This is a genomic window from Lichenibacterium minor (genome assembly GCF_004137685.1).
In the GTDB taxonomy this organism is placed as follows: domain Bacteria; phylum Pseudomonadota; class Alphaproteobacteria; order Rhizobiales; family Beijerinckiaceae; genus Lichenihabitans; species Lichenihabitans minor.
The window spans coordinates 53,429-75,847 of record NZ_QYBB01000017.1; the positions used below are offsets into that span (position 1 = coordinate 53,429).

Consider the following 22,419-nt stretch of genomic DNA (forward strand, 5'->3'; position numbering starts at 1 on the left):
CCTTAAGGAACCGTTGACCGTGATGGTCTAACCAACGTCTGACAATTATCATCCCGTAGAGGAAACGGCCTTGGCCCTCGCCCTCCGCCAAACGTCGCCCGGCGCCCGCCGCACGTATCCCGAACCCTCGCGCCCCGAAGCGCTGCGCCCGGAAGCCTCGCGCGCCCGCCATCGCGGAGCGGTGCAGCGCGGCGCGGCGCAGGCCGTGGAAGCCGGGGCGGCGAAGCCCGAGCGCACGACGGTCGGCATCCTGGCGCTGCTCGCCTCGACGGCCCTGTTCCCGGTGTCGGACGTCGCGTCCAAGATGCTCACCGCGACGCTGCCCGGCATCGAAGTGGCCTGGATGCGCTACCTCGTCTTCGTGGTGATGACGGTGCCGCTGCTGTTGCGGGATCCGTCGCTGATCCGCACCGCCCGACCGGGGTTGCTCGCCGGCCGGGCGGTGGCGAGCGCGCTGTCGACGGCCCTGTTCATCGTGGCCTTCGGGATGATGCCGGTCGCCGAGGCCACCGCCATCGGGTTCCTGGCGCCCGTGGTGGTGACCGCGATGGCGGCGCTGTTCCTGCGCGAGAAGGTGGGGCTGCGCCGGTGGGCGGCGGCGCTCGTCGGCCTCGCGGGCGTGATGGTGATCGTGCAGCCGGGCGGCGGCTCCTTCACGCTGGCGAGCCTCGTGCCGCTGTGCGGCAGCATCGCGTCGGCCACCGCGGTGATCGGCACCCGCTTGGCCAAGGACGAGCGGCCCGAAACCACCATGCTGTTCCAGGCCGTCGTGGGCTTCCTGGTCGTGACGGCGCTGACGGCCTTCGACTTCCACGTGCCGAGCTGGAACGAGGTCGCGGTCGGCTGCATTTCGGGCTTCTTCGCCACCGTGGCGAGCCTGATGCAGGTCTTCGCCTACCGCCACGCGCCGGCCTCGCTGCTGGCGCCCTTCACCTACACGCAGTTGATGTGGGCGGCGGGCCTGGGGTTCCTCGCCTTCGGCACCGTCCCGGGCCCGTCCATGTTGTGCGGGGCGGCCATCATCGCGGCGAGCGGCGTCTACACGGCCTGGCGCGAAACCGTGCGGGCCAGGGAAGCCCGGCCGGCCTGATCCGGGGCGGGAGGCGGGAAACCCGTCCCCCGGCCCTTCCCAAATGCGGCTGCCCTGGGGCATGGTGACGTCACCAGCGATCGACGAGCTTCGGGCACAACGATGAAGAAAGTCTACGAGGACGCCCACGCGGCCCTGGCCGGCCTGGTGAAGGACGGGATGACGGTTCTCGCGGGGGGCTTCGGGCTCTGCGGCATCCCGTCGAGCCTCATCCGGGCCCTGCGCGACACGGGCGCGACCGACCTCACCTGCGTGTCGAACAACGCCGGCATCGACGGCGAAGGGCTGGGCCTGCTGCTCGAAACGCAGCAGATCTCGAAGATGATCTCGTCCTACGTCGGCGAGAACAAGCTCTTCGCCCAGCAGTTCCTGGCCGGCAAGCTCGCGGTCGAGTTCACGCCGCAGGGCACGCTGGCCGAGCGGTGCCGGGCCGGCGGTGCCGGCATCCCGGCCTTCTTCACCAAGACGGGCGTGGGTACCCAGGTCGCCGAGGGCAAGGAGATCCGCGCGTTCGACGGCGAGAACTACGTCATGGAGCGCGGCATCTTCGGCGACATCGCGCTGGTCCACGCCTGGAAGGGCGATACCGAGGGCAACCTCGTGTACCGAAAGACGGCGCGCAACTTCAACCCCATGATGGCGACGGCGTCTCGCATGACCATCGCCGAGGTCGAGCACCTCGTCGAGCCCGGCGAGCTCGACCCCGACATGATCGTCACGCCCGGCATCTACGTGAAGCGCATCGTCCACGTGCCGAACCACGAGAAGAAGATCGAGCAGCGCACCACGCGCAAGCGCGCCGCCCCTGCGGTGCCGGCGGCGGCGGGGGAGGAAGTCTGATGGCGTGGGACAGGTCTTTCGCGGTCGGCACGGCCGGTAAGGGAGTGATCTGATGCCTTGGAATCGCGACCAGATGGCGGAGCGCGCCGCGCGCGAGCTGCGCGACGGCTTCTACGTCAACCTCGGCATCGGCATCCCGACGCTCGTGTCGAACTACATCCCCGACGGGATCAGCGTGCAACTGCAGAGCGAGAACGGAATGCTCGGCATGGGCGCCTTCCCCTACGAGGGCGAGGAGGACGCCGACCTGATCAACGCCGGCAAGCAGACCGTCACGGCCCTGCCGACGACCAGCTTCTTCTCCTCGGCGGACAGTTTCGCCATGATCCGCGGCGGCCACATCGACCTGTCGATCCTCGGCGCCATGCAGGTGGCGGAGAACGGCGACCTCGCCAACTGGATGATCCCCGGCAAGATGGTGAAGGGGATGGGCGGCGCCATGGACCTCGTGGCGGGCGTCAAGAAGGTGGTGGTGCTGATGGAGCATACCGCCAAGTCCAAGACCGGCGGCGAGGACGCCAAGCTGCTGCGCAGCTGCACGCTGCCGCTGACGGGCTCGGGGGTGGTCGACATGGTGATCACCGACCTCGGCGTCTTCACGGTCGACCGCCACGGCGGCGGCATGGTGCTGACCGAGCTCGCGCCCGGCGTGACGATCCACGACATCGCGGCCAAGACGGAAGCGCATTACGCGGTGTCGCCCGCGCTGGTCGGCGAGGCCGCCACGGCCTGACCGGCCGGCGCGCCGGGCCGCGCCCCCGCCCGGCACCGCGCGACGGCTTGACGCCATCCCGGCCCGTCACCAACTGCTGTTCCGACACAGCGCGGGCCCGGGGCCAGCGCATCCAAAGGGGTTCAACGCCATGGCCGACGCCGGTTCCGCCACCCACAAAGTCACCGACCAGAGCTTCGAGCAGGACGTGCTCAAGTCGTCCGAGCCCGTGGTGGTCGATTTCTGGGCCGAATGGTGCGGCCCCTGCCGCATGATCGCCCCGGCGCTCGAGGAGATCGCCAAGGACATGAACGGCAAGGTCAAGGTCGTGAAGTTCAACATCGACGAGAACCCCGGCATCCCGGGCAAGCTCGGCATCCAGTCGATCCCCACGCTGCTGCTGTTCAAGGACGGCCAGGTCGCCGCCAAGATGGTCGGCGCCAAGCCCAAGGGCGCCCTCCAGCAGTGGATCAACGGCGCCATCTGAAGCGTCGCCCGGGCCGCCCATCTCGAAGCCCTCGCGCCCCCCGGCGCGGGGGCTTCGAGATGGGCGGTGCGGAGCTCCGCAGCCCGGCCCCCGGCCGCACCGCTTTATTCGATGGCCGCATCGATATTCTGCGGTGTCGGGCGCCGGAATCCCCGTGCACCATCGCGGCATCCTTCGGAGCCCGCCGTGCACGATCACCATCGAATCCGCGCCCTGCTCGACGCCCGCCGTCCCGGCCACACCCTGCCGCAGCCGTTCTACACGGACCCGGACATCCTCGCCTTCGACCTCGACGCCGTGTTCGGCCGGTCCTGGGTCATGGTCGGCTTCGAGTGCGAGATCCCCCGCCCCGGAAGCTACATGGCGCTGAAGGTCGGCGCGTCCCCGGTGGTGGTCCTGCGCGACCGCGACGGGCAGGTGCGCGGCTTCCACAACGCTTGCCGCCACCGCGGCGCGCAGATCTGCGCGGAAGGGACCGGCCGCCGCTCGCTGCTGGTGTGCCCCTACCACCAATGGTCCTACGGCCTCGACGGCCGCCTCGCCCGCGCGGCCCGCATGGGCGAAAGCTTCGACCCCGCCGAACACGCGCTCGTGCCGATCCGCGTCGAAACGGTGGCGGGCACGGTCTACGCCTGCGTGGCCGAGGACGCGCCGGATTTCGCCCCCTTCCGCCGCGACCTCGAGCCCCTGCTCGCCCCGCACGGCTTCGCCGACGCCAGGGTCGCCCACGTCGACACGCTGGTGGAGCGCGGCAACTGGAAACTCGTGATGGAGAACGCGCGCGAGTGCTACCATTGCGACGCGAAGCACCCCGAGCTGTCCTTCACCTTCCCCACGAAGGCGCGCGGCAACTTCGAGCACGGCGGGGACCCGCAGCGGGACGCCTTCGACGCCCGCATGGCGGCGCTGGGCCTGCCCGTCGGCCCCAGGGACGGCGACTGGTACCAGGCGGCCCGCTTCCCCCTCAACGAGGGCTGCGTGTCCATGACGGCGGACGGGCGCGCCTGCGTGGCGAAGCCGCTGTGCGGCGTCGGCGGCGGCGACATCGGCTCGATGCGCTGGGCGCTGGAACCGCACCACTTCGCCCACGCGGTCGGCGACTTCGCCTTCACCTTCTCCGCCATGCCGACCGGCGCGCGCGAAACCGTCGTGACTTCGAAGTGGCTCGTCCACAAGGACGCGGTCGAGGGCGTCGACTACCGCCTCGACGAACTCGCCGGGCTGTGGACCGCCACGAACCTGCAGGACCGCGACCTCGTCGAGAACAACCAGCGCGGCGTCGAGGGCGCCGGCTACCGCCCGGGTCCCTATTCGGAGGAAGCGGAAGCGCTCTGCGCCCGCTTTACCGACTGGTACTGCGACAAGGCCCGCGCCTTCCTCGACCACTTGTCCCAGGACGTGGCGGGGCCGACGCGCCGCCTCGCCGCCGCGGAGTGAAGCCGGCATGACCCGTTCGAGCGATCTCCCTCCCGACGCCCTCCATCCCGACACCCTGGCGGTGTCGCACGGCTACGACCCGCACCGGCACCACGGCGCCGCCAAGCCGCCGATCTACCCGTCGACGACCTACATGTACCGCTCGGCGAGCCACGCGAAGGACGTGCACCGCGCCTATTTCGACGGCGTGCCGCTGCCCGGCGGCGAGGAGCCGGGCCACATCTATTCGCGCCTGGGCCACCCCAACCTCGACATGGTGGAGCGCCGCCTGGCGGCCCTGGACCGCGCCGAGGACGCGGCGGCCTTCAACTCCGGCATGGCGGCGATCTCGGCCGTGATGCTGTCCGCGCTCAGGCCCGGCGACGCCGTGGTGCACGGGCGGCCGATCTACGGCGGCACCGACGGGCTGCTGACCGGGCTGCTCGCCGGCTTCGGGGTGAAGAGCTTCGGGTTCGGCGACGGGCTCGACCGCGATGCGGTGCTGTCCGCCGCGCGCGACGCCGCGGCGGCGGGCCCACTGGCGCTGATCCACCTCGAAACGCCCGCCAACCCCACCGGCGCCGTCGCCGACATCGCCATGGTGGCCTCGGTGGCGGCCGAGATGGGCGACCGCCAGGGCCGGCGCCCGCTGCTCGTCGTCGACAACACGTTCCTCGGCCCCTTCCTGCAATGCCCGCTGGAGCACGGCGCCGACCTCACCGTGACGTCGCTGACGAAATATGCCGGAGGCCATTCCGACCTGCTCGCCGGCGGGGTCAGCGGCGCGCGGGCGCTGGTCGACCCGCTGAAGAAGCTGCGCACCTTTCTCGGCACGAGCCTCGACCCCCACGTGTCGGCAACGCTGCTGCGCTCCTTCGAAACCATGGGGCTGCGCACCGCGCGGGCCTGCGCCAACGCCCGCGCGGTGGCGGATTTCCTCGCGGCGCATCCCAAGGTGCGCTCGACCTCGTTCCTCGGCCACGTCGATCCGGAAAGCCGCGCCGGCGCCATGCTGGCGCGCCAATGCGCCGGGACGGGCTCGACCTTCTCGTTCCGGCTGCGCGGCGGCGAAGCCGAAGCGTTCCGGATGCTCGACAGGCTGCGGGTGATCCGCATGGCGGTGAGCCTCGGCGGCACGGAAACGCTGATCTGCCATTCGGCCACCACCACGCATTACGCCGTGCCGCGCGAGCGGCGCGAGGCCGGCGGGGTCGACGACGGCACCCTGCGGCTGTCGGTGGGGATCGAGCACCCGGACGACCTGGTCGCGGACCTCCGGCAGGCGCTGGAGGCGGCGTGATGGCGACCGTCGATCCCAAGTCCCTCCACGGCAAGTTCCCGGCCTCGCGCGAGCACGTCGAGGTGCTGGTCGTCGGCGCCGGCCCGGCCGGCACGGCGGCGGCCATCGCGGCGGCCCGCCTGGGGGCCAAGGTGAAGCTCGTCGACGAGAACCCCGTGTCGGGCGGGCTCGCCGGCCTCGACGTGCCCTTGTTCTTCGGCGGCCGCGCCGGCGCGGCGCTGGGCAACGGCCAACGCATGCTCGAACGGGTGTTCGCGGCCGACCCGAAGCTCGAGGAGGCCTTCGAGGCCGGCGTCGACCTGGCGCTCGGCACCACCGCCTGGGGCCTCTTCGCGCACGGGCCGGGGCTCCAAACCCTGCCCGGCCCGGTCGTGGGCCTCGCCGACGAGGGCGACGCCTGGCTTTGCGGCTTCGACCGCCTGATCCTCGCCACCGGGGCGCGCGACCTCGTCCTGTTCTTCGAGGGCGCCGACCAGCCCGGCGTCATGGGCGCCCAGGCGCTGCACGCGCTGCTCGGCCGCTACGAGGCCTTCGACGGACGGGAAGTGGTGATCCTGGGCACCGGCGACCTCGCCGTCGCGGCCGCCACCCTGGCGCTCGACCGCGGCGTCGCGGTCGCCGCGATGGTGGAGGTGCGCGACGCGCCGGAAGCCGACGTGGCACCGCTGCTCGCCCGCGGCGTCCCCGTCCTCACCGGCACGGTGATCCGCGCCGCCGAACGCGGGCCCTTCGGGGTCGCGGCGGCGCTGCTCGTCGGGCCGGACGGCGCCGAGCGGCGCGTGCCCTGCGACACGGTCTGCCTCGCGGTCGACCGCGTGCCGGCCGTCGAGCTGCTGGAAGCCGCCGGCGGCGCGCTGGTGGCCGACGGCGCCCGCGGCGGCTTCGCGCCCCGCCTCGTCGGCCCCGCCTCGTCGATCGCGGGCGTGTTCGTCGCCGGCGACGCCGCCGGGGTCGCGCCCGGTCCGGCCGGCGACGCGTCGGCCGCCAGAGCCTGGGGCGTCGCCGCCGCGCGGGCCGCCCTCGGCTACGACGCCCCCGCCCCCGCCCCCGCGGCCGGGCGGGACCGCAACCCGTACCGCCTCGACTGGATGCGGCGGCTGCTCGCGGTCGGCACGCCCGACGTGCTCGCCTGCCAGTGCGAGGACGTGACGCGCGGCGACGTGCTGGGGGTGCGCCCGCCGCGCTACCTGGGCGCGCCGGCGAGTCCGCGCGCGCTCGACACGCTGCTCGGCGACGGCCCCGTCAACCAGGACCAGATCAAGCGCCTCACCCGCGCCTGCATGGGCGCCTGCCAGGCGCGCCGCTGCCGCGAACAGGTCGCGCTGCTGCTGGCGCTCGGCGCGCAGATCCCCGTCGAGGCCGTGCCGCTCGCTGGCTACCGGGCGCCGGTCCGGCCGCTGCCGCTCGGGCTGCTCGGCCGCCTCGACGAGCGGCCGGAGATGCGGGACGGCTGGGACGTGTGGTTCGGCATCCCGACCCAGTGGGTGCCCTACGACGACATCGGCACGGAGCGCGAGGCCGAGCACCTCCGCGGCAACATGCACCTGTGACGGCATGGTGATGGACATGGACGGGCTGCGGGACGCGGCGGCGCCGAAGGGCGCCGAGGTGGTGGTGGTGGGCGGGGGCGTCACCGGGCTCAGCGCCGCCTGGTGGCTGGCGCGGTCGGGCGTCGACGTGCTGGTGATCGACAAGGGCGTGGTCGGCTGGGAAGCCTCGGGCCGCAACGGCGGCGGCTGTTCCCACTACCAGAGCCCGCTGTTCCTCGAAGAGCAGCGCTTGTGGCCGCAGATGGACGCCCTGCTGGGCTACCCGACGGAGCACCGGCCCGAGCGCATCATCCTGGCGGTGACGCAAGGGCAGTGGGATCAGTACCGGCGCATCGCCGGCATCATCCGGTCCCAGGGCTTCGCGGTCGACGAGCTCGACCCCGCCCAGGCGCGCGAAGCCGTGCCGCTGGCCGGCGACAACGCGGTCGGCGCCATCCACGTCCGCACCGGCGGCCACGCCAACCCGCAGCGCACCGTGCAGGCCTACGCCTGGGCGCTGCAGGACCTCGGCGGGCGGGTGCTCCAGCACATGCCGGCGCTCGGCCTCGTCCTGCGCGGCGGCCGCGTCGTCGGCGTCGCCACGCCGGCGGGCGAGATCGGCTGCGACCACCTCGTGGTGGCGGCCGGCCCGCAGGCCGAAGGGCTTCTCCTGCCCGCCGGCATCCGCCTGCCGCTGGCGGCGGCCCGCGCCGAGATGATCGTCACCGAGCCCCTGCCCCCCCTGCGGGTCGGCGGCACGGACGGCAACGGGCTCTACGGGCGGCAAACCCTGCGCGGCAACCTCGCCTACGGGGGCGGCCCGCACGAATGGCTGGACACCGAGGCCGCGGGCCCGCGCGGGCGCCCGGCCTCGCCGCTGCTCGCCAACCTGTCGCGGCGGCTGGCGGAGCTGTTCCCGAAGGCCGCCCACGCCCGGGTGCTGCGCTCCTGGGCCGGCATCGTCGAGAACACGCCCGACGGCCGCCCGGTGATCGACCGACCGGCCGACCCCGGAAACGTCACGGTCTGCACCATGTCGGGGGTGGGCTTCGGGCTGTCGCCCGCCAGCGGCCACGCGGTGCGCGACCTCGTCGTGGAGGGCCGCTGCTCCTTCGCCGAGATCGGCAAGCTCGGCCTCGACCGCTTCCGCGACCTCCCGGCCGACTGGCGCGAGCGCCAGGGCTGGGTGACGCCGGCGGCGGAACGGGCGGCCTGATCCGGCCCCGACCGCCCTCGCCCCTCGGCACGGACCCTTCCGGGTCCTGCCCGGGACGAGGGACGTGATGGAAACACAACGCATCCCCGTCGTCCGCCAGGATCCCCCATGACCCATTCCGCCCTTCCCCGCGTCCTCGTCGTCGGCAGCGGCATCGCGGGCCTGTCGACCGCCTGGGCGCTGACGCGCCGCGGCTTCGCCGTCGAGGTCTTCGAGCAGGGCCAGGTGCCCAACGCCAAGGCCTCGTCCTACGACGAGCACCGCATCACCCGGCACGCCTACGGGACCTTCGACGGCTACGCGCGGATGATGCCCGACGCGTTCCGGGTCTACGAGGACCTGTGGGCCGACCTCGGCGTCCGGCACTTCGAGCCGCTGCCCCTGGTCGTGCTGAAGCGCGAGGACGTGCCCTGGTTCGACGCCAGCCGCGCGTCCATGGACGAGCTCGACGTCGCCCACCGCGACATCCCGCTCGGCGAGGTCGCGTCCCGCTACCCGATGCTGGAGACCGAGGGGCTGACCGGCGCCTACGAGGCCGAAGGCGCGGGCGTGCTGTTCCCCATCCGCATCCTCACCGACCTCGTGGTCCACCTCGCCGGGCGGGGCGTGCGCTTCCACGCCGGCGCCCGCGTGGACGCCGTCGACCCCGAGACCGCCACGGTCCGGGTCGGCGCCGCCACCCATCGCGGGGACGTGCTGGTGGTCGCGGCCGGCGCGTGGGTGGATCGGCTGGTGCCGCGGCTCAAGGGCGTCGCGGTGCCGTCGCGCCAGGCCGTGGCCTTCGTGGCGCCGCCGCCCGACCTCGCCGAAGCCTGGTCCCGGGCTCCGGTGTTCATCGACCTCGGCCTCGCGTCCGGCACCTACACGCTGCCGCCCCGCCCCGGCACGCGGCTCAAGGTCGGCGACCACGAGTTCACCCGCCGCGGCGACCCGGACGGCGACCGCCTGGCGACGGACGAGGACGTCGCGCGCCTGTTCGCCGCCGCCGCCCTGTCGTACCGCGACTTCGACCGCTACGGCGTGCTGGAGCGCAAGGCCTGCTTCTACACCGTCACCGAGGACGAGAGCTTCATCGCGGAAGCGATCGGCGCCCGCGGCTACGTGCTCAGCGCCTGTTCGGGCCACGGCTTCAAGCTCGGCGCGCTGATGGGGGAAGGCGTGGCGCGGGTCATCGCCGGCGAGCGCACCCGCGACGAGCTCCCCCACTGGGCCGCGGGGCGACGCGCCTGACCGCGTCGCCCCGGCGAACGCGTCGAGCCGGTCACGCGCCGCTTCGGCGGCCGGCGTGGCCCGCGGGCAGCCGGTCGCCGCGGCCGAACAGCTTGCGGCGGAAGGTGCCCTCCCGATAGGACGTCTTGTGGATCCCGCGCTCCTGCAGGGCCGGGACCACGAGGGCGACGAAGTCCTCCCAGCATTCCGGCTCGACGGTGCGGGTCAGGTTGAAGCCGTCCACCTCGCCTTCGTCCATCCAGCCCTCCATCTCCGCCGCCACTTCGGCGCCGGTGCCGACCGCGAGGGGATAGCGGCCGCCGAGCGCCAACTCGGCGAGGAGCTGCCGCTTCGTCGCGCCCCGGCGCTGAGCGGCCTCGGTGGTGGACCGGATGGCGTTGCTGGGCGCCGTCGAGATCGGCTCGTCGAGGCCGTAGGGGGCGAGGTCGATGCCCGAACCCGCGCCGAAGTGGGCGAGGCCGGCCTCGGGGCTGGCATGGCGGACGTAGTCGGCGAGCCTGTCGCGCGCCGCCGACGCCGTCTCGCCCGCTACGACGGTCAGGCCCATGATCACCTTCAGGCCCGACGGGTCGCGCCCCGCCGCCGCCGCGGCTTCCCGCAGGCCGCGCGCCGCGCGCCGGGCCGCCGCACGATCGGGCGCCGAGATGAACACGCATTCGGCGTGGCGCGCCGCGAACAGCTGCCCCCGGCCCGAGCTGCCGGCCTGGAACAGCACGGGGGTGCGCTGGGGCGACGGCGCCGACAGGGCGACGCCGGCGGAGCGGAAGAACGGCCCTTCGTGGTGGATCGCGCGGATCTTCGCCGGGTCGGCGTAGACCCGGGCCGTCCGGTCCCGGCGAACGGCATCGTCGTCCCAGCTGTCCTCCCACAGCTTGTAGAGCAGGTCGAGGCAGTCGTCCGCGCGGTCGTAGCGGGTGTCGTGCCCGTCGAGCCCGTCCCGCCCGACCGCGCGGGCGGCGCTGTCGAGGTAACCCGTCACGATGTTCCAGCCCACGCGCCCGCCCGTCAGGTGGTCGAGCGTCGCCATGCGGCGGGCGAAGGTGTAGGGGTGCTCGCCCGCGATGTTCACCGTCACGCCGAACCCGAGGTGGCGCGTCACGGCCGCCATGGCGGGCACGAGCAGGGTGGGCTCGTTGACGGGCAGCTGCACGGCTTCCCGCGCCGTGACGCCGATGCCGCCGCCGTACACGTCGTAGACGCCCGACACGTCGGCGATGAAGGCCGCGTCGAACAGCCCGCGTTCCAGCGTGCGGGCGAGCGCGGTCCAATGGTCGAGGCTCGTGTAGTCCGCCGAGCGGTCGCGCGGGTGGGTCCACAGGCCGTGGTTGATGTGGCCGACGCAGTTCATCGTGAACGCGTTGAGGACCATCTCGCGCCGAGCCGCCATCGCGTGCCTCCCGATGCCGCGGGACGACGCCGCGCTGCGGGCACATTGGACGGTGCCCGCGCGCCCCTGTCGAGAATTTTCGAGCGACGCGCGGGGTGGGGGCCGCCGCCGGCTGGCGCGATCCTTGCTGCCTGCCCCCGGCGGCGACCACGGGAGACGATGCGATGTTCGAGCGGGACCTGAGGGACCTCATCGACGACGTCAGGGACGGTCGCCTGTCGCGCCGCGGCTTCGTGCGGCGCATGGTGGGCCTCGGGCTCGGCGCCCCGCTCGCCGCCGCCATGCTGGCCCACGGGGTCCCGGCGCTCGCGGCGGCCGACGCCCGGGGCGCCTACAGGCCGACGAAGGCCGGCGGGGGCGGGACGCTGAAGCTCCTGTGGTGGCAGGGACCGACGCTGCTGAACCCGCATTTCGCGGTCGGCACCAAGGAGCAGGAAGCCTGCCGCATCTTCTACGAGCCCCTGGGGGCCTGGGACGACGACGGCAACCTCGTGGCGGTGCTGGCCGCCGAGGTCCCCTCGGTCGAGAACGGCGGCGTGGCGCCCGACGGCCGATCGGTGGTGTGGAAGCTGAAGCCGGGCGTCAGGTGGGCCGACGGCGTGCCGGTCACGGCCGACGACCTGGTGTTCACCTGGGCCTATGCCAGGGACCCCGCCACGGCGGCGGTGACGACCGGCTCCTACAAGGACATCACGGTCGAGAAGGTCGACGAGCTGACCGTGAGGCTGCAGTTCCCCAAGCCGACGCCCTTCTGGGCAGACGCCTTCGTGGGCACGGCCGGCAGCGTCATCCCGAAGCATGTCTTCGCCGATTATGCGGGCGCCAAGTCGCGCGACGCGCCCGCCAACCTCCGTCCCATCGGCACCGGGCCCTACACGTTCGTCGAGTTCCGGCCGGGCGACATGCTCCGCGGCGCCCGCAACCCGGACTACCACCTGCCGAACCGGCCCTTCTTCGACGCCATCGAGATGAAGGGCGGCGGCGACGCCGTATCGGCGGCGCGCGCGGTGCTCCAGACCGGCGAATACGACTACGCCTGGAACCTGCAGGTCGAGGACGAGGTGCTGCAAAGGTTCGAGGAGGGCGGCAAGGGCCGGGTGGACCTCGTCTACGGGGGCAACCTCGAATTCGTGCTGCTGAACGCCACCGATCCCGACACGGAGGTCGACGGCGAGCGGTCGTCGGTCGAGACCCGGCATTTCGCCTTCTCGGATCCCGCCGTGCGGCGGGCGATGGACCTGCTGATCGACCGGGACGCGATTCAGCGCTTCATCTACGGCCGCACCGGCCGCGCCACCCACAACACGATCAACGGCCCCGCCCGCTTCGTGTCGAAGAACGTCGTCCGCCGGTTCGACGTCGACGAGGCCAACGCGTTGCTCGACGCCGCCGGCTGGGCGAGGGGGGCGGACGGCATCCGCGCCAAGGACGGACGCCGCCTCCGCCTCGTGTTCCAGACCTCCATCAACGCGCCGCGCCAGAAGACCCAGGCCATCATCAAGCAGGCGGCCGCGAAGGCCGGCATCGCACTGGAGTTGAAGTCCGTCGTCGCCTCGGTGTTCTTCTCGTCGGATGTGGGCAACACCGACACCTTCCCGCACTTCACCGCCGATCTGGAGATGTACACCACCAACGCCACGCAGCCGGACCCGACCACCTGGATGCTGCAATACGCGTCCTGGGAAGTGGCGCAGAAGATCAACAAATGGCAGGGCCGCAACATCGTGCGATGGCGCAGCGCCGAATACGACCGGCTCTACAACGAGGCCGCGACGGAACTCGACCCCGTGAAGCGCGCGGCGACCTACATCCGCATGAACGATCTCGCCGTGGGCGACAACGTGCTGCCCCTGCTGCACCGCGCCAAGGTGTCGGCGGTCGTGAAGGGCCTGCACGCGCCGCAGAGCGGCTGGGACAACGACCTGTGGAACCTGCCCGATTGGTGGAAGGAGGCATGAGGCCGACCGCGACGGGGGGCCACCCGACCGCGTGACGACGTTCGCGGAACCGGGACGCCGACCTGTTCAGGGCTGCCGACCCCGCCCTGTCGGGTGCAACCGGCGCCGATGCCCTCAGAACACCGAGATCAGCACGATGCCGGCGGCCATCAGGCCGGCGCCGCCCAGCCGCTCCCGCCCGATCTTCACCTGCTTCATGCCGAGGAGGCCGAAGTGGTCGAGCGCGATGGAGGTGAGGAGGTTGGCGGTGATCAGCAGTCCGTTGAAGGCGCCGGCGCCGACCTCGTGGACGAACAGCAGGCCGCCGAACACCGCCACGGCGCCCGCGAGGCCGGCGAGCGGCATCCACCACCGCACGCCGGCGATGTCGTCGCGGTTCGGCAGCGGGCTCGGGCGGACGAGGAAGACCAGGGCGAAGACGAACACCACCGGCAGGAACGACACCGTGGCGGCGAGCCACGGATTGACCAAGGCATGGTTCAGCTGGGCGTTCCAGGCGACGCCGACCGCCTGGAGCACCCCGGCGACGAGGATGAAGGGATACAGCAGCTTGCCCGCCAAGCCCTCGTCCTTTTCGCCGCCGTCGCCGGCGCTCGTGCGGGCGATCAGGATGATGCCGCCCACCATGAGCAGCCCGCCCAGCCACGGCAACGGCTTGAAGCCCGAAGCCTGCAGGCCGAACAGCCCGAAGGCGTCGAGGGCCAGCGAGGTCAGGATGTTGCCCGTGATGGTGAGCCCGTTGAACGGGCCCGCGCCGACCTTGTCGACGAAGGCGAGCCCGCCGAACACCGCCACGGCGCCCGCCACGCCGCCGAGCGGCGCGTACCACGGCATCCCGCCCAGCGACGCCAGGGTCGGGAGCGGCGTCGGCATCAGGAAGAACAGCGTCGCGAACACGAAGACGATGGGCAGGAACGACGCCACCGCGGTCAGCCAGGGATTGACGAGCCGCGACCGGTACTGGGCATTCATGGAATTGCCGAGGGCCTGGAGGAGGCCCGCGACGATGATGAAGGGGTAGAGGAGCGTGGCTGTCATGAGGGTCGCTCGTGGGCGGGCCACCGTGACGGCGGACCTGGGGTGGACGCCCGAGGGCGGCGGAAGGTTTGCGGGGCCGGCCCGCGAAACGGGCGTGCGGCGATCAGTGCAGGACGATCAGGCCGGCGAGGGCCAGGATCAGCGCGGGGGGCATCACCAGGATGCCGAGCTTGAGGAACTGCCCCGCGCCGACGCTGACGCCCTCGCGCTTCAAGGCCGTCAGCCACAGGATCGTGGCGAGCGAGCCCGTCACCGACAGGTTCGGCCCGATGTCCACGCCGATCAGGATGGCGCTCGTCACCTGGTCGGACACGTGGGCGCTCTGCACCGCGTTGCCGGCGATCAGGCCGGCCGGCAGGTTGTTCAGGATGTTGCACAGGAAGGCGATGAGCACGCCGGCGCCCCAGGCGGTTTCCCCGGCGGAAGCCCGCGCGGCATCGTGCAGGGCGTCGCTGATCATCCGGATCAGCCCCGTCTTGTCGAGCGCTTCCACGAGCACGAAGAGGCCGGCCACGAGCGGCAGCACCGCCCAGGACACGGACGTCACGGTGTTCCAGGGATTGGCGCGCTTCAGGATCAGCACGGCCGCCACGGTGGCGATGCCGCAGACCGCGGTCGGCAGGCCGAGCTGGATGTCGAGCGCCGAGGACGCCAGGAGCGCCAGGGCGGTGACCACGATGCCGGCCCCGGCGAGCTTGCCGGTGTTCTTCAGCTCGGGGACCTCGACCTCGGACTCGATGCTGTCCCCGGCCAGCGCCCCGCGCTGGGCGAAACGGAGCACCGCGTAGGTGGCGACGATCGACAGGACCGAGGGTATGGCGAAGCGCGGCAGCCATTGCAGCAACGGCGGCATGTGGGCGCCGTAGATCACGAGGTTCGCGGGGTTGGAGATCGGCAGCACGAAGGAGGCCGCGTTGGCGATGAAGGCGCAGATGAACAGGTAGGGCAGCGGGTCCTTGGCCTTGGCGGTCTTCACCGCCGCCGCCACGGCCGGCGTCAGCACCACGGCGGCGGCGTCGTTGGACAGAAAGATCGTCACCACGGTGCCGACCGCGTAGATGAGCAGGAACAGGCGCTGCGGCGACCCTTTGGCGCGCTTCGTCGCCACCGCGGCCAGCCAGTCGAACAGCCCTTCCTCCCGGGCGATCTCGGACAGCAGCATCATGCCGGTGAGGAACAGGTAGACGTCCGTCCCCTTGCCGATCCCGGCCAGCGCGTCATGCCAGGGCAGCAGCCCCGCGACCACGAGGACCGCCGCCCCTGCGACGGCCCAGATGAACTCGGGCCAGTCGAACGGGCGGATGATGACCCCGGCGGTGGCCAGGGCGGCGATGCCCCAGGTCCACATCTGTATCTGCGTCACGAAACGAGCCTCGGCGAAAGACGACGGAAGGGAGGAAAGCGGATCAGGACGACGAGGCGCCGTTGCGGTTGGGCCCGAGCTGCGTGCCGAAGATGCCGTTCTCCGGCCAGGCCCCGACCGCATCCGCGTCGCTGCCCCGGGCCGTGCGGGCCGGCGGCACATAGCCCGGGCCGGCGGCGCGGATCGCGTGCATCCCGGGGCGGCCCTTCGCGTCCACGGCCCGGACCTCGACGTCGACGAGGCGGTCGCCGGGCACGTCCAGCTCCGCGCTCCACGCGCGCTGCCCCGGCGCGCGGGCCATCGCAACCCAGCCGCCGCCGCCCGCCCGGCATTCGACCCGGGCCGTCGCGTCGGCGCCGAACACCAGCGCCCGCACGGTCGAGCGCCCGGCGACGCGCTGGCCGTCCGCCCGCAGGAGCCGGTGGTCGGCCGGCGCTGTGATCTGGACGAAGGGAAAGGCGTCGTCGAGCGCCTTGAAGCGCCAGCTCACGACCCCGCCGTCGAGCGTGGCGATCGCGTAGCCGACCGGCCCTTCCTCGATCTGCCCGGTCGACCGGGTGGCGGCGAAGACCGTGCGGCCGTCGTTGGCGAGTTCGTTGTAATGCGTGTGTCCCATGTCCACGAGGGCCACGTCGTGGGCGGCGAAGAGGCCGTTCACGGCCTCGGTCTCGCCCTGGCCCCTGAGGTCGTCGGGGTAGGAATGCATGAAGACGAGGCTCGTCCGGCCTTCGCGCTTCGCCGCGTCGAGTTCGCGCGCGAGCCACCCGGTCTGGTCGTCCCCGAGCCGGAAATCCGGGCCGCCCGACCCGGGTCCGCTGATGTCGAGGAACAGGCAGCGCGTTCCGCGCACCGTGACGGCCTTGGGCAGGGGGTCGGCAGCGAGGCCGCCGTAGAAGGCGGCGAGCCCGCCCTGCTCCATATCGTGGTCGCCCGGGATGGCGTGGACCGGCACGCTCAGCATCTTCAGCGCGGTGGCGGCCAGCGCGTATTGTTCGGGGAGCCCCTGGTCGGCGTTGTCCCCGGGCAGGACCACGAAATCGAGGTTCCGCCCGCATTGCGTCTCGATCTGCGCCACGATGGCGAGCAGGTCGGCGAAGTTGCGCTGCTTGGCGTCCGTGAGGTGGAGGTCGCCGATATGGGCGAAGGCGAGCACGCCGTCCCCCGCCGCGCCGGCATCGTCGTGGTTCATGCGGGGGCTCCTGAGGCCGCGGCGTCGGGGATGGAACGGTTCGGCGCGCCGGCGCAGGCCGGCTTCACGATCCCCGCGAAGCCGAGCCACAGCGCGATGGAGGCGAGGGCGAATCCGCCCAGGACGAGGAAGGTGGGGCTGTAGCCGAGGCTCTGCGCCATCCAGCCGCCGATCGCGGGGCTGAGCGAAGCGCCGAGCCCCTGCACCGTCATCACGGCGCCCTGCCCGACGTTGACGCGTCCCGTGCCGTCGAGGATGCGGGCGACGAGGCCCGGCACCGCGACGCTCTGCAGCCCCGCCCCGATGCCGTCCAGCGCCTGGACGGGATACACGCCCCAGCTGTCGATCATGTTCGCCGCCAGCAGGCCGCGGATCGGCAGGGCCGCGAAGGACACGAGCAGCACGAGCCAGTAGCCCCGCCCCTCCGCCACCCGCATGGCGGCGAGGGAGGCGACAATCATCACCGCCTGGGCCACCACGATCGTGGTGGCGACGAAGAGCGACGGGTCGCCCGCCTTGGCGGCCACGACGGCGAGGCCGTAGAGCGGCAGCATGGCGCCGTTGCCGAGGTGGAAGCACGCGAGCGCCGCGGCCAGCACCAGCAGCGGCTTCGAGCGCAGCAGCGTGGCGAGGCCGCCGGCGCCGTCGCGGTCGCTGGCCCCGGCGGCGAGGCCGCGCGCCGCGTCGTCGTCGATGCTGCTGGCGGGGATCATCAGCACGGACGCGATCGACACGACGCCGAACAGGCCCGCCAGCCAGAACACGGCCGTGAAGCCGAACCGCCAGCCGAGCAGGCCGGACAGCGCGGCCCCCACCATGTTGCCCGCGTGGTTGAGGGCCTGGTTGCGGCCGTTCTGCCGGTTGAAGCCGGCCTGGCGCACCATGCCGAGCGTGATGCCGACGACGGCCGGCCCGATGGCGGCGCCCGCGACCGCGGTGGCGACCTGGGACGCGGCCACGAGCCAGAACTGCTGCGACAGCAGGATCAGCGCCGAAGCCGCGACGGTGCAGATGCCCGGCACCACCACGAGGAGGCGCTTGTGGCGCGATGCATCGACGAGCGCGCCGGCCGGCGCCGTCATGACCATGCCGGCGACGCCGCCGACCGTCATCACGGTGCCGATGAGCCCGCTCCCCCAGCCGTGCGCGAGCAGGAAGACGCCGAGGAACGGGCCGATGCCGGCCTGCATGTCGGCCATGAAGAAGTTGAGGCTCATCAGGGGCCAGAGGCCCCGCGGCCCCTCCCCCACGTCCGACCGGCCCACGCGCGATGCTCCCGATGCCGCGCCGCACGCCCATCGCGCCGCCCGCCGACGGTCCCGACTGCACCCCCCGTGCCACGGCGCCACGCGCCCGCCGTCGAGGGGAACGGCGTCCCGGCTCAGCCGCCGGTGTCGTCTTCGCGCACATCGCCCGTCCGATCCGCGGACAGGGCGAGGCCGTAGCGTTCGAGCTTGGCGTACAGGAACTGGCGGCGGATGTTCAGCCGGCGCGCCGCCTCGGCCCGGTTGCCCCGGCTCCGGTCCAGCGCCCGGCGGATCAGGAACTCTTCGAGCCGCGCCACCGCGCTCGGCAGGTCCTCGTCGGGCCAGTCGATCCCCGCCGGGCCGGCCCCGGCTTGCCCCAGGAAGGCGAGGTCGGCCGCGTCGGCGCGCGGCGCCCGCACCAGGGCGGCGACGCGCAGCATGGCGTTGCGCAGCTCGCGCACGTTGCCGGGCCAGGGATGGCGCACCAGCACGGCGGCGGCGTCCGCGGTGAGGCCGGGGCCGCGCGACCCGCGCAGGAAATGCTCGGCCAGCGGCACGATGTCGGCGATGCGCTCGCGCAGGGGCGGCAGGTGGATGGGGACGACGGCGAGGCGGTAGAGCAGGTCCTCGCGGAACGTGCCTTCGCGCACGCGCTCGGCGAGGTCGCGGTGGGTGGCGGCCACGATGCGGACGTCGACCGGCGCCGGCCGCCCGCCGACGGGTGTGACGACCCGCTCCTGCAGCACCCGCAGGATCTTGGCCTGCAGGGACAGGTCCATGTCGCCGATCTCGTCGAGGAACAGCGTGCCGCCGTCGGCGTCGCGGAACGCGCCGGCCCGGTCCTGCGTCGCACCCGTGAAGGCGCCGCGGAGGTGGCCGAAGAGTTCGCTTTCCATCAGGTCGCGCGGGACGGCGGCGCAGTTCACCGCCACGAAGGCGCGCGCCGCCCGGCGGCCGTGGTCGTGCAGGGCGCGGGCCACCACCTCCTTGCCCGAGCCCGTTTCGCCCGTGACCAGCACGGTGACGTCGCGGTCGGCCAGCAGGCCGATGGTCTTCTGCACCGCCCGCAGCACGCCGCTCGACCCCACGAAGGCTTCCGTTTCGGCGGGGGCGGCGGGCTCGGCCGGGGCGCGGCACGCCAGCATGGCGCCGAGCACGCGGTCGAGGTCCGCCCCGCCGATCGGCTTTGTCAGGTGGTCCACGGCGCCGAGCCGCATGGCCTCGATGGTGTTGGCGGCCGTGGCGTGGGCGGTGACGATGGCGATGGGCGGCGCATCGGGCCGCGCGCGGGCACGCCGGAGCACCTCCAGCCCGTCCATCCCCGGCATGCGGAGGTCGAGCAGCACGGCGTCGAGCCCGCCGGCCGCGAGGGCGGCATCGGCCGCCGTCCCGGTCGCGGCCTCGACGGCGACGTGACCGAGGTCCGTCACGGCCTCGACGAGGGCCTCGCGGAAGGCTTCGTCGTCGTCGGCGATCAGGACGCGGGGCATGGCAGGACGATCCGGAAGGTCGTGGCGCCGCCGTGGCGCGCGAACTCGACCCCGCCGCCGTGGGCCCGGGCGATCTCCCGCACGATGGACAGGCCGAGGCCGGCGTTCTCGGGGCGGCCGGTGACGAAGGGCTCGAACAGGGTCGCGGCGATGTCGTCCGGCGGGCCGGGCCCGCGGTCCGACACGGCCAGGACGAGGCGGTCGCCGTCCCGCGCGGCGGCGATCTCGACCGGGGCCCCCCCGGCCTGGAGCGCGTTGGCGACGAGGCTGTCGAGCGCGCGGCGCATCTGGTCGGGGTCGAAGCGGGCGGTGGCCGGGGTGCCGGGGGCGGCCGAAACCGCGCCGTCGGGGTGGGGGGCGGCGCATTCGGCCAGGAAGGCGGCGAGCGGGACGTCGCGGAGGCGGGGTGGGTCGCGCTCCGCGACGGCGAGCAGGCGCCCGACGAGGCGGTCGAGCCGATCCACCTGGGCGATGACGAGGCCGAGCGCCTGCACCCGGCGCTCGTCGCCCCCGCGCAGCGCGCTTTCGCTCTTGAGCCGCATGGCGGCGATCGGGTTGCGGATCTCGTGGGCCACGCCGGCGGCGACGCGGCCCACGGCGGCGAGGCGCTCGGCCTCGGCGACCTGGCGGGACAACGCGCCCGTGCGCTCGCGGGAGCCGGCGAGGCGGCGGCCCGCGTCGTTCAGCGCCAGCACGATGCGGTCGAGCTCGCGCTCGCCCGTCGCCGGCAGGCGGGGCAGGTCGTCGCCGGCCGTCGCCGCGAAGGCGGCCTCGATGCGGGCCACGTGGCGCGCCCAGGTCACCGCCAGCAGCCCCGCCAGCACGGTGGCGCCCACGACGCTGGCCGACAGGATGGCGAGCCCGGCCATCAGCTGGGCGTAGGTGCCGCCGGAAAAGCTGTGCACCCGCGTCATCGTCCAAGCGCTCAAACCCGGCAGCGGGCCCGACACGGGGCAGGTCGCGATGAGCAGCGTTTCGGAGCGGGCGTCGAAGCGGGCGAGGCGGGAATGGTCCTCGGCCAGCGTCGCCGCGACGGCGTCGGCGATGCGCGCCGATTCGGCCTGGGGCACGTCCGTCTTGGGCGCGCCGCCCTCGTAGGTGGGGTAACCGTAGGCGAGCGGCCCGCCCCCCGCCCGCCACAGCCCCCCCTCGATGCCGGGCTTGTCGCCGAGGGCGGACGCCACCACGGCGGCGAGGTCGGGGTCCGCCCCGCCGGCGGACGCGACGCGGTAGGCGCGCGCCACCGCCCCGCAGGACTGGCCCGCGACCGCGCCGGCCTGGCCGATGCGGGCGGCGGCCGACTGCTGGAACAGCGACACCATGACGAAGCCGGCCGCCACGGCGGCGGCCAGCAGCAACGCCAGGATGGCGATCAAGCGTCCCACCAGCGAGCGCGGCACGATGCGTCCAGCCCCCGCGCGACCCCGGTCGCGCTTCCCCGACGATCCGTAGAGGCATCCGCCGCAAGACGGAAGGCGCCATCCCGTCCGACGTCGACCCGTCCGACGTGGACGGGGGTTCGACGATGCCGGCCGGTCCGAAGCGCCGGCGCGGTGCAGCCCCCCGGGCCTACCTCTGCCCCGCGTCCCTCTGCCCTGCGTCGCGGTGCAGCAGCCCCGCGGCGGCACGTCGGATCGGCCGCGTTGGTGCCCTGCGTCGGCCGGGAACGACCCGCGGCCGCGCCAGCGGGACACACGCCATGGCGAAGCGAGACTACGAACAGTTCTACGTGGAAGGGCTGCAGGCCCTGAAGACCGCCGCCGACACGGCCCGCGACGCTTCGGCGAATGCGGGCCGCGACGGGACGCCCGAGATCAGGTCGATGATGGAGGCCGGCGCGAAAAGCTTCGCCGAGCAGGCGGACACGCTGACGGCGCTCCTCGAAGCGGCGGGCGGCACCGCGTCGGACCGCCCCAACGCCTTCATGGACGGCATCCAGAACGGCAGCCGCCAGATGATCGCGGCCGCGAAGGACCCCGAGGTGCGCCTGGCCAGCGTGCTGGGCGCGGCGCAGATCGCCACGCACTACTTCATCGCCGCCTACGGCACGCTCGCCTCGACGGCGAAGCACCTCGGCCGCGAGGAGGACGCCCGGGCCATCACGCGCATGCTCGACGAGATGAAGGCCGGCGACGAGCGCTTCTCGCAGATCGCCGAGGGCGACGCCAACGCGCGGGCCGCGTCGGGCGCCTGACCGCACGGCCCCGGTCGGCTTCGGGACCGGGGACCGGCGCCACCGATCCGAAACCGGATCGACACGGGGCCGACGACGTCGGATGGGAGGGTGCCGGCCGGCCTCCCGCGGGGCGACGGCGTCCCCGGCCCGCCGCCGACGGCGGGCCGGTCCTGACTCCCGAGGAGCGTTCCATGCGCCACCGCGTCCCATCGGCCTGCCTGGCCGCCCTGCTGATCGCCGCGGGCGCCGGCCCCGCCGGCGCACAGGGGCACGGCTTCGGCGGCCCGCACCGGCCCCATGGCGGCGGGGGACGAGGGGGCGCCGTCGGGCGGAGCCGGGCCGCCATCTACGAGGTGGTGGCGGTGTCGGCCGTCACGGATCCCGCCGCGCTGAAGGCCGCGCTGGCGAAGCTCGGCCCCTCGCTGGCCGGCACGGGCGGCCGCCTGCTCGTCGACGCCGACGAGCCCACGGCCGTGGCCGGGACCGCGCCGTCCCACCTCGCCGTCCTGGTCTTCGACGACGTCGGGAGCGCCGGCGCCTGGCAAAGGTCGCCGGCCTTCAAGGCGTTGGCCGCCGAACTCGGCAAGGCGGGCACGCTGCAGGTGGCGGCGGCGGGCGGCATCGCCGACCCGGGCGCCGCGCCGGCCGTGCCGGCGGCCTCGCTCGGCCCGGCGCCGAGCCGCAGGGCGCTGCCGGACATCCCCAGGATCGCCGACATCTGCCGGGGCTGCTGAGCGACGGGGCGTCCCCG

General features: G+C 73.4%; 19 protein-coding genes. 12 read left to right on the forward strand and 7 right to left on the reverse strand.

Annotation, left to right across the window (positions count from 1 at the left end; all coding sequences use genetic code 11):
- The first annotated feature begins 70 nt into the window (after positions 1 to 70).
- The 9 genes from D3273_RS15425 to D3273_RS15465 all read left to right on the forward strand — a co-directional run bounded on the left by D3273_RS15425 (position 71) and on the right by D3273_RS15465 (position 9,820).
- Complete coding sequence (locus D3273_RS15425; protein ID WP_129227780.1) at positions 71 to 1,090, forward strand: DMT family transporter; 1,020 nt, start codon at positions 71 to 73, stop codon at positions 1,088 to 1,090.
- A 102-nt stretch (positions 1,091 to 1,192) separates the two neighbouring features.
- Positions 1,193 to 1,930: a CoA transferase subunit A gene (locus D3273_RS15430; RefSeq protein WP_129227781.1), complete on the forward strand. Its 738-nt coding sequence runs from the start codon at positions 1,193 to 1,195 to the stop codon at positions 1,928 to 1,930.
- Positions 1,931 to 1,982: 52 nt separating this feature from the next.
- On the forward strand, positions 1,983 to 2,663 hold the full coding sequence (locus D3273_RS15435) for a 3-oxoacid CoA-transferase subunit B (protein ID WP_129227782.1): 681 nt from the start codon (positions 1,983 to 1,985) through the stop codon (positions 2,661 to 2,663).
- Between the two features lie 130 nt (positions 2,664 to 2,793).
- Positions 2,794 to 3,129: a thioredoxin gene (trxA, locus tag D3273_RS15440; protein ID WP_129227783.1), complete on the forward strand. Its 336-nt coding sequence runs from the start codon at positions 2,794 to 2,796 to the stop codon at positions 3,127 to 3,129.
- Positions 3,130 to 3,315: 186 nt separating this feature from the next.
- A complete protein-coding gene (locus D3273_RS15445; RefSeq protein ID WP_245501191.1) occupies positions 3,316 to 4,566 on the forward strand; it encodes an aromatic ring-hydroxylating oxygenase subunit alpha in 1,251 nt (416 codons plus the stop codon).
- Between the two features lie 7 nt (positions 4,567 to 4,573).
- Positions 4,574 to 5,845 carry a cystathionine gamma-synthase family protein gene (locus D3273_RS15450; protein WP_129227785.1) on the forward strand — a complete coding sequence of 424 codons (1,272 nt, stop codon included), beginning with the start codon at positions 4,574 to 4,576 and terminating at the stop codon, positions 5,843 to 5,845.
- Positions 5,845 to 7,395 (forward strand): FAD-dependent oxidoreductase, encoded by a 1,551-nt coding sequence (locus D3273_RS15455; protein ID WP_129227786.1) that lies wholly within the window; start codon positions 5,845 to 5,847, stop codon positions 7,393 to 7,395. The genes D3273_RS15450 and D3273_RS15455 overlap by 1 nt, the downstream gene beginning before the upstream one ends.
- 4 nt (positions 7,396 to 7,399) lie before the next feature.
- Positions 7,400 to 8,590 carry an NAD(P)/FAD-dependent oxidoreductase gene (locus D3273_RS15460; protein ID WP_129227787.1) on the forward strand — a complete coding sequence of 397 codons (1,191 nt, stop codon included), beginning with the start codon at positions 7,400 to 7,402 and terminating at the stop codon, positions 8,588 to 8,590.
- 108 nt (positions 8,591 to 8,698) lie between these two features.
- Entirely contained in the window at positions 8,699 to 9,820 is a 1,122-nt protein-coding gene (locus D3273_RS15465) for an NAD(P)/FAD-dependent oxidoreductase (RefSeq protein WP_129227788.1), read from the forward strand.
- Positions 9,821 to 9,851: 31 nt separating this feature from the next.
- Here D3273_RS15465 and D3273_RS15470 read toward each other — a convergent pair whose 3' ends face one another.
- The gene (locus tag D3273_RS15470) at positions 9,852 to 11,207 is read right to left on the reverse strand and encodes an LLM class flavin-dependent oxidoreductase (RefSeq protein WP_129227789.1); all 1,356 of its coding nucleotides are present in this window, start codon (positions 11,205 to 11,207) and stop codon (positions 9,852 to 9,854) included.
- A gap of 164 nt (positions 11,208 to 11,371) precedes the next feature.
- On the opposite strand from D3273_RS15470, the gene D3273_RS15475 reads away from it, so the two are divergent.
- Positions 11,372 to 13,165, forward strand: a complete 1,794-nt coding sequence (locus D3273_RS15475; RefSeq protein WP_129227790.1) for a peptide ABC transporter substrate-binding protein — start codon at positions 11,372 to 11,374, stop codon at positions 13,163 to 13,165.
- Between the two features lie 114 nt (positions 13,166 to 13,279).
- Here D3273_RS15475 and D3273_RS15480 read toward each other — a convergent pair whose 3' ends face one another.
- From D3273_RS15480 to D3273_RS15505, 6 genes are all read right to left on the reverse strand, one after another.
- A complete protein-coding gene (locus D3273_RS15480; protein WP_129227791.1) occupies positions 13,280 to 14,203 on the reverse strand; it encodes a DMT family transporter in 924 nt (307 codons plus the stop codon).
- A gap of 103 nt (positions 14,204 to 14,306) precedes the next feature.
- Positions 14,307 to 15,551 carry an arsenic transporter gene (locus tag D3273_RS15485; protein ID WP_129227819.1) on the reverse strand — a complete coding sequence of 415 codons (1,245 nt, stop codon included), beginning with the start codon at positions 15,549 to 15,551 and terminating at the stop codon, positions 14,307 to 14,309.
- Positions 15,552 to 15,609: 58 nt separating this feature from the next.
- Positions 15,610 to 16,755 (reverse strand): metallophosphoesterase, encoded by a 1,146-nt coding sequence (locus tag D3273_RS15490; RefSeq protein ID WP_129227792.1) that lies wholly within the window; start codon positions 16,753 to 16,755, stop codon positions 15,610 to 15,612.
- Positions 16,752 to 17,972: an MFS transporter gene (locus D3273_RS15495; RefSeq protein WP_129227820.1), complete on the reverse strand. Its 1,221-nt coding sequence runs from the start codon at positions 17,970 to 17,972 to the stop codon at positions 16,752 to 16,754. The genes D3273_RS15490 and D3273_RS15495 overlap by 4 nt, the downstream gene beginning before the upstream one ends.
- Positions 17,973 to 18,136: 164 nt before the next feature.
- Positions 18,137 to 19,492, reverse strand: a complete 1,356-nt coding sequence (locus D3273_RS15500; protein ID WP_129227793.1) for a sigma-54-dependent transcriptional regulator — start codon at positions 19,490 to 19,492, stop codon at positions 18,137 to 18,139.
- Complete coding sequence (locus D3273_RS15505; protein ID WP_129227794.1) at positions 19,477 to 20,892, reverse strand: sensor histidine kinase; 1,416 nt, start codon at positions 20,890 to 20,892, stop codon at positions 19,477 to 19,479. The genes D3273_RS15500 and D3273_RS15505 overlap by 16 nt, the downstream gene beginning before the upstream one ends.
- 299 nt (positions 20,893 to 21,191) lie before the next feature.
- On the opposite strand from D3273_RS15505, the gene D3273_RS15510 reads away from it, so the two are divergent.
- Both D3273_RS15510 and D3273_RS15515 read left to right on the forward strand, forming a co-directional pair.
- The gene (locus D3273_RS15510) at positions 21,192 to 21,686 is read left to right on the forward strand and encodes a YciE/YciF ferroxidase family protein (protein WP_165359515.1); all 495 of its coding nucleotides are present in this window, start codon (positions 21,192 to 21,194) and stop codon (positions 21,684 to 21,686) included.
- A gap of 173 nt (positions 21,687 to 21,859) precedes the next feature.
- Positions 21,860 to 22,402, forward strand: coding sequence for a DUF1330 domain-containing protein (locus tag D3273_RS15515; RefSeq protein WP_129227796.1), 543 nt, complete (start codon positions 21,860 to 21,862; stop codon positions 22,400 to 22,402).
- Positions 22,403 to 22,419: the final 17 nt, after the last annotated feature.

Bases quoted from the DNA above. Each gene is read 5' to 3' on its own strand.
- D3273_RS15515 (WP_129227796.1), top strand. From the start codon at position 21,860: ATGCGCCACCGCGTCCCATCGGCCTGCCTGGCCGCCCTGCTGATCGCC.
- D3273_RS15435 (WP_129227782.1), top strand. From the start codon at position 1,983: ATGCCTTGGAATCGCGACCAGATGGCGGAGCGCGCCGCGCGCGAGCTG.
- trxA (WP_129227783.1), top strand. From the start codon at position 2,794: ATGGCCGACGCCGGTTCCGCCACCCACAAAGTCACCGACCAGAGCTTC.
- D3273_RS15490 (WP_129227792.1), bottom strand. From the start codon at position 16,755: ATGAACCACGACGATGCCGGCGCGGCGGGGGACGGCGTGCTCGCCTTC.
- D3273_RS15510 (WP_165359515.1), top strand. From the start codon at position 21,192: ATGGCGAAGCGAGACTACGAACAGTTCTACGTGGAAGGGCTGCAGGCC.
- D3273_RS15455 (WP_129227786.1), top strand. From the start codon at position 5,845: ATGGCGACCGTCGATCCCAAGTCCCTCCACGGCAAGTTCCCGGCCTCG.
- D3273_RS15470 (WP_129227789.1), bottom strand. From the start codon at position 11,207: ATGGCGGCTCGGCGCGAGATGGTCCTCAACGCGTTCACGATGAACTGC.
- D3273_RS15465 (WP_129227788.1), top strand. From the start codon at position 8,699: ATGACCCATTCCGCCCTTCCCCGCGTCCTCGTCGTCGGCAGCGGCATC.
- D3273_RS15450 (WP_129227785.1), top strand. From the start codon at position 4,574: ATGACCCGTTCGAGCGATCTCCCTCCCGACGCCCTCCATCCCGACACC.
- D3273_RS15430 (WP_129227781.1), top strand. From the start codon at position 1,193: ATGAAGAAAGTCTACGAGGACGCCCACGCGGCCCTGGCCGGCCTGGTG.
- D3273_RS15495 (WP_129227820.1), bottom strand. From the start codon at position 17,972: ATGAGCCTCAACTTCTTCATGGCCGACATGCAGGCCGGCATCGGCCCG.
- D3273_RS15500 (WP_129227793.1), bottom strand. From the start codon at position 19,492: ATGCCCCGCGTCCTGATCGCCGACGACGACGAAGCCTTCCGCGAGGCC.
- D3273_RS15485 (WP_129227819.1), bottom strand. From the start codon at position 15,551: ATGTGGACCTGGGGCATCGCCGCCCTGGCCACCGCCGGGGTCATCATC.
- D3273_RS15475 (WP_129227790.1), top strand. From the start codon at position 11,372: ATGTTCGAGCGGGACCTGAGGGACCTCATCGACGACGTCAGGGACGGT.
- D3273_RS15480 (WP_129227791.1), bottom strand. From the start codon at position 14,203: ATGACAGCCACGCTCCTCTACCCCTTCATCATCGTCGCGGGCCTCCTC.
- D3273_RS15460 (WP_129227787.1), top strand. From the start codon at position 7,400: ATGGTGATGGACATGGACGGGCTGCGGGACGCGGCGGCGCCGAAGGGC.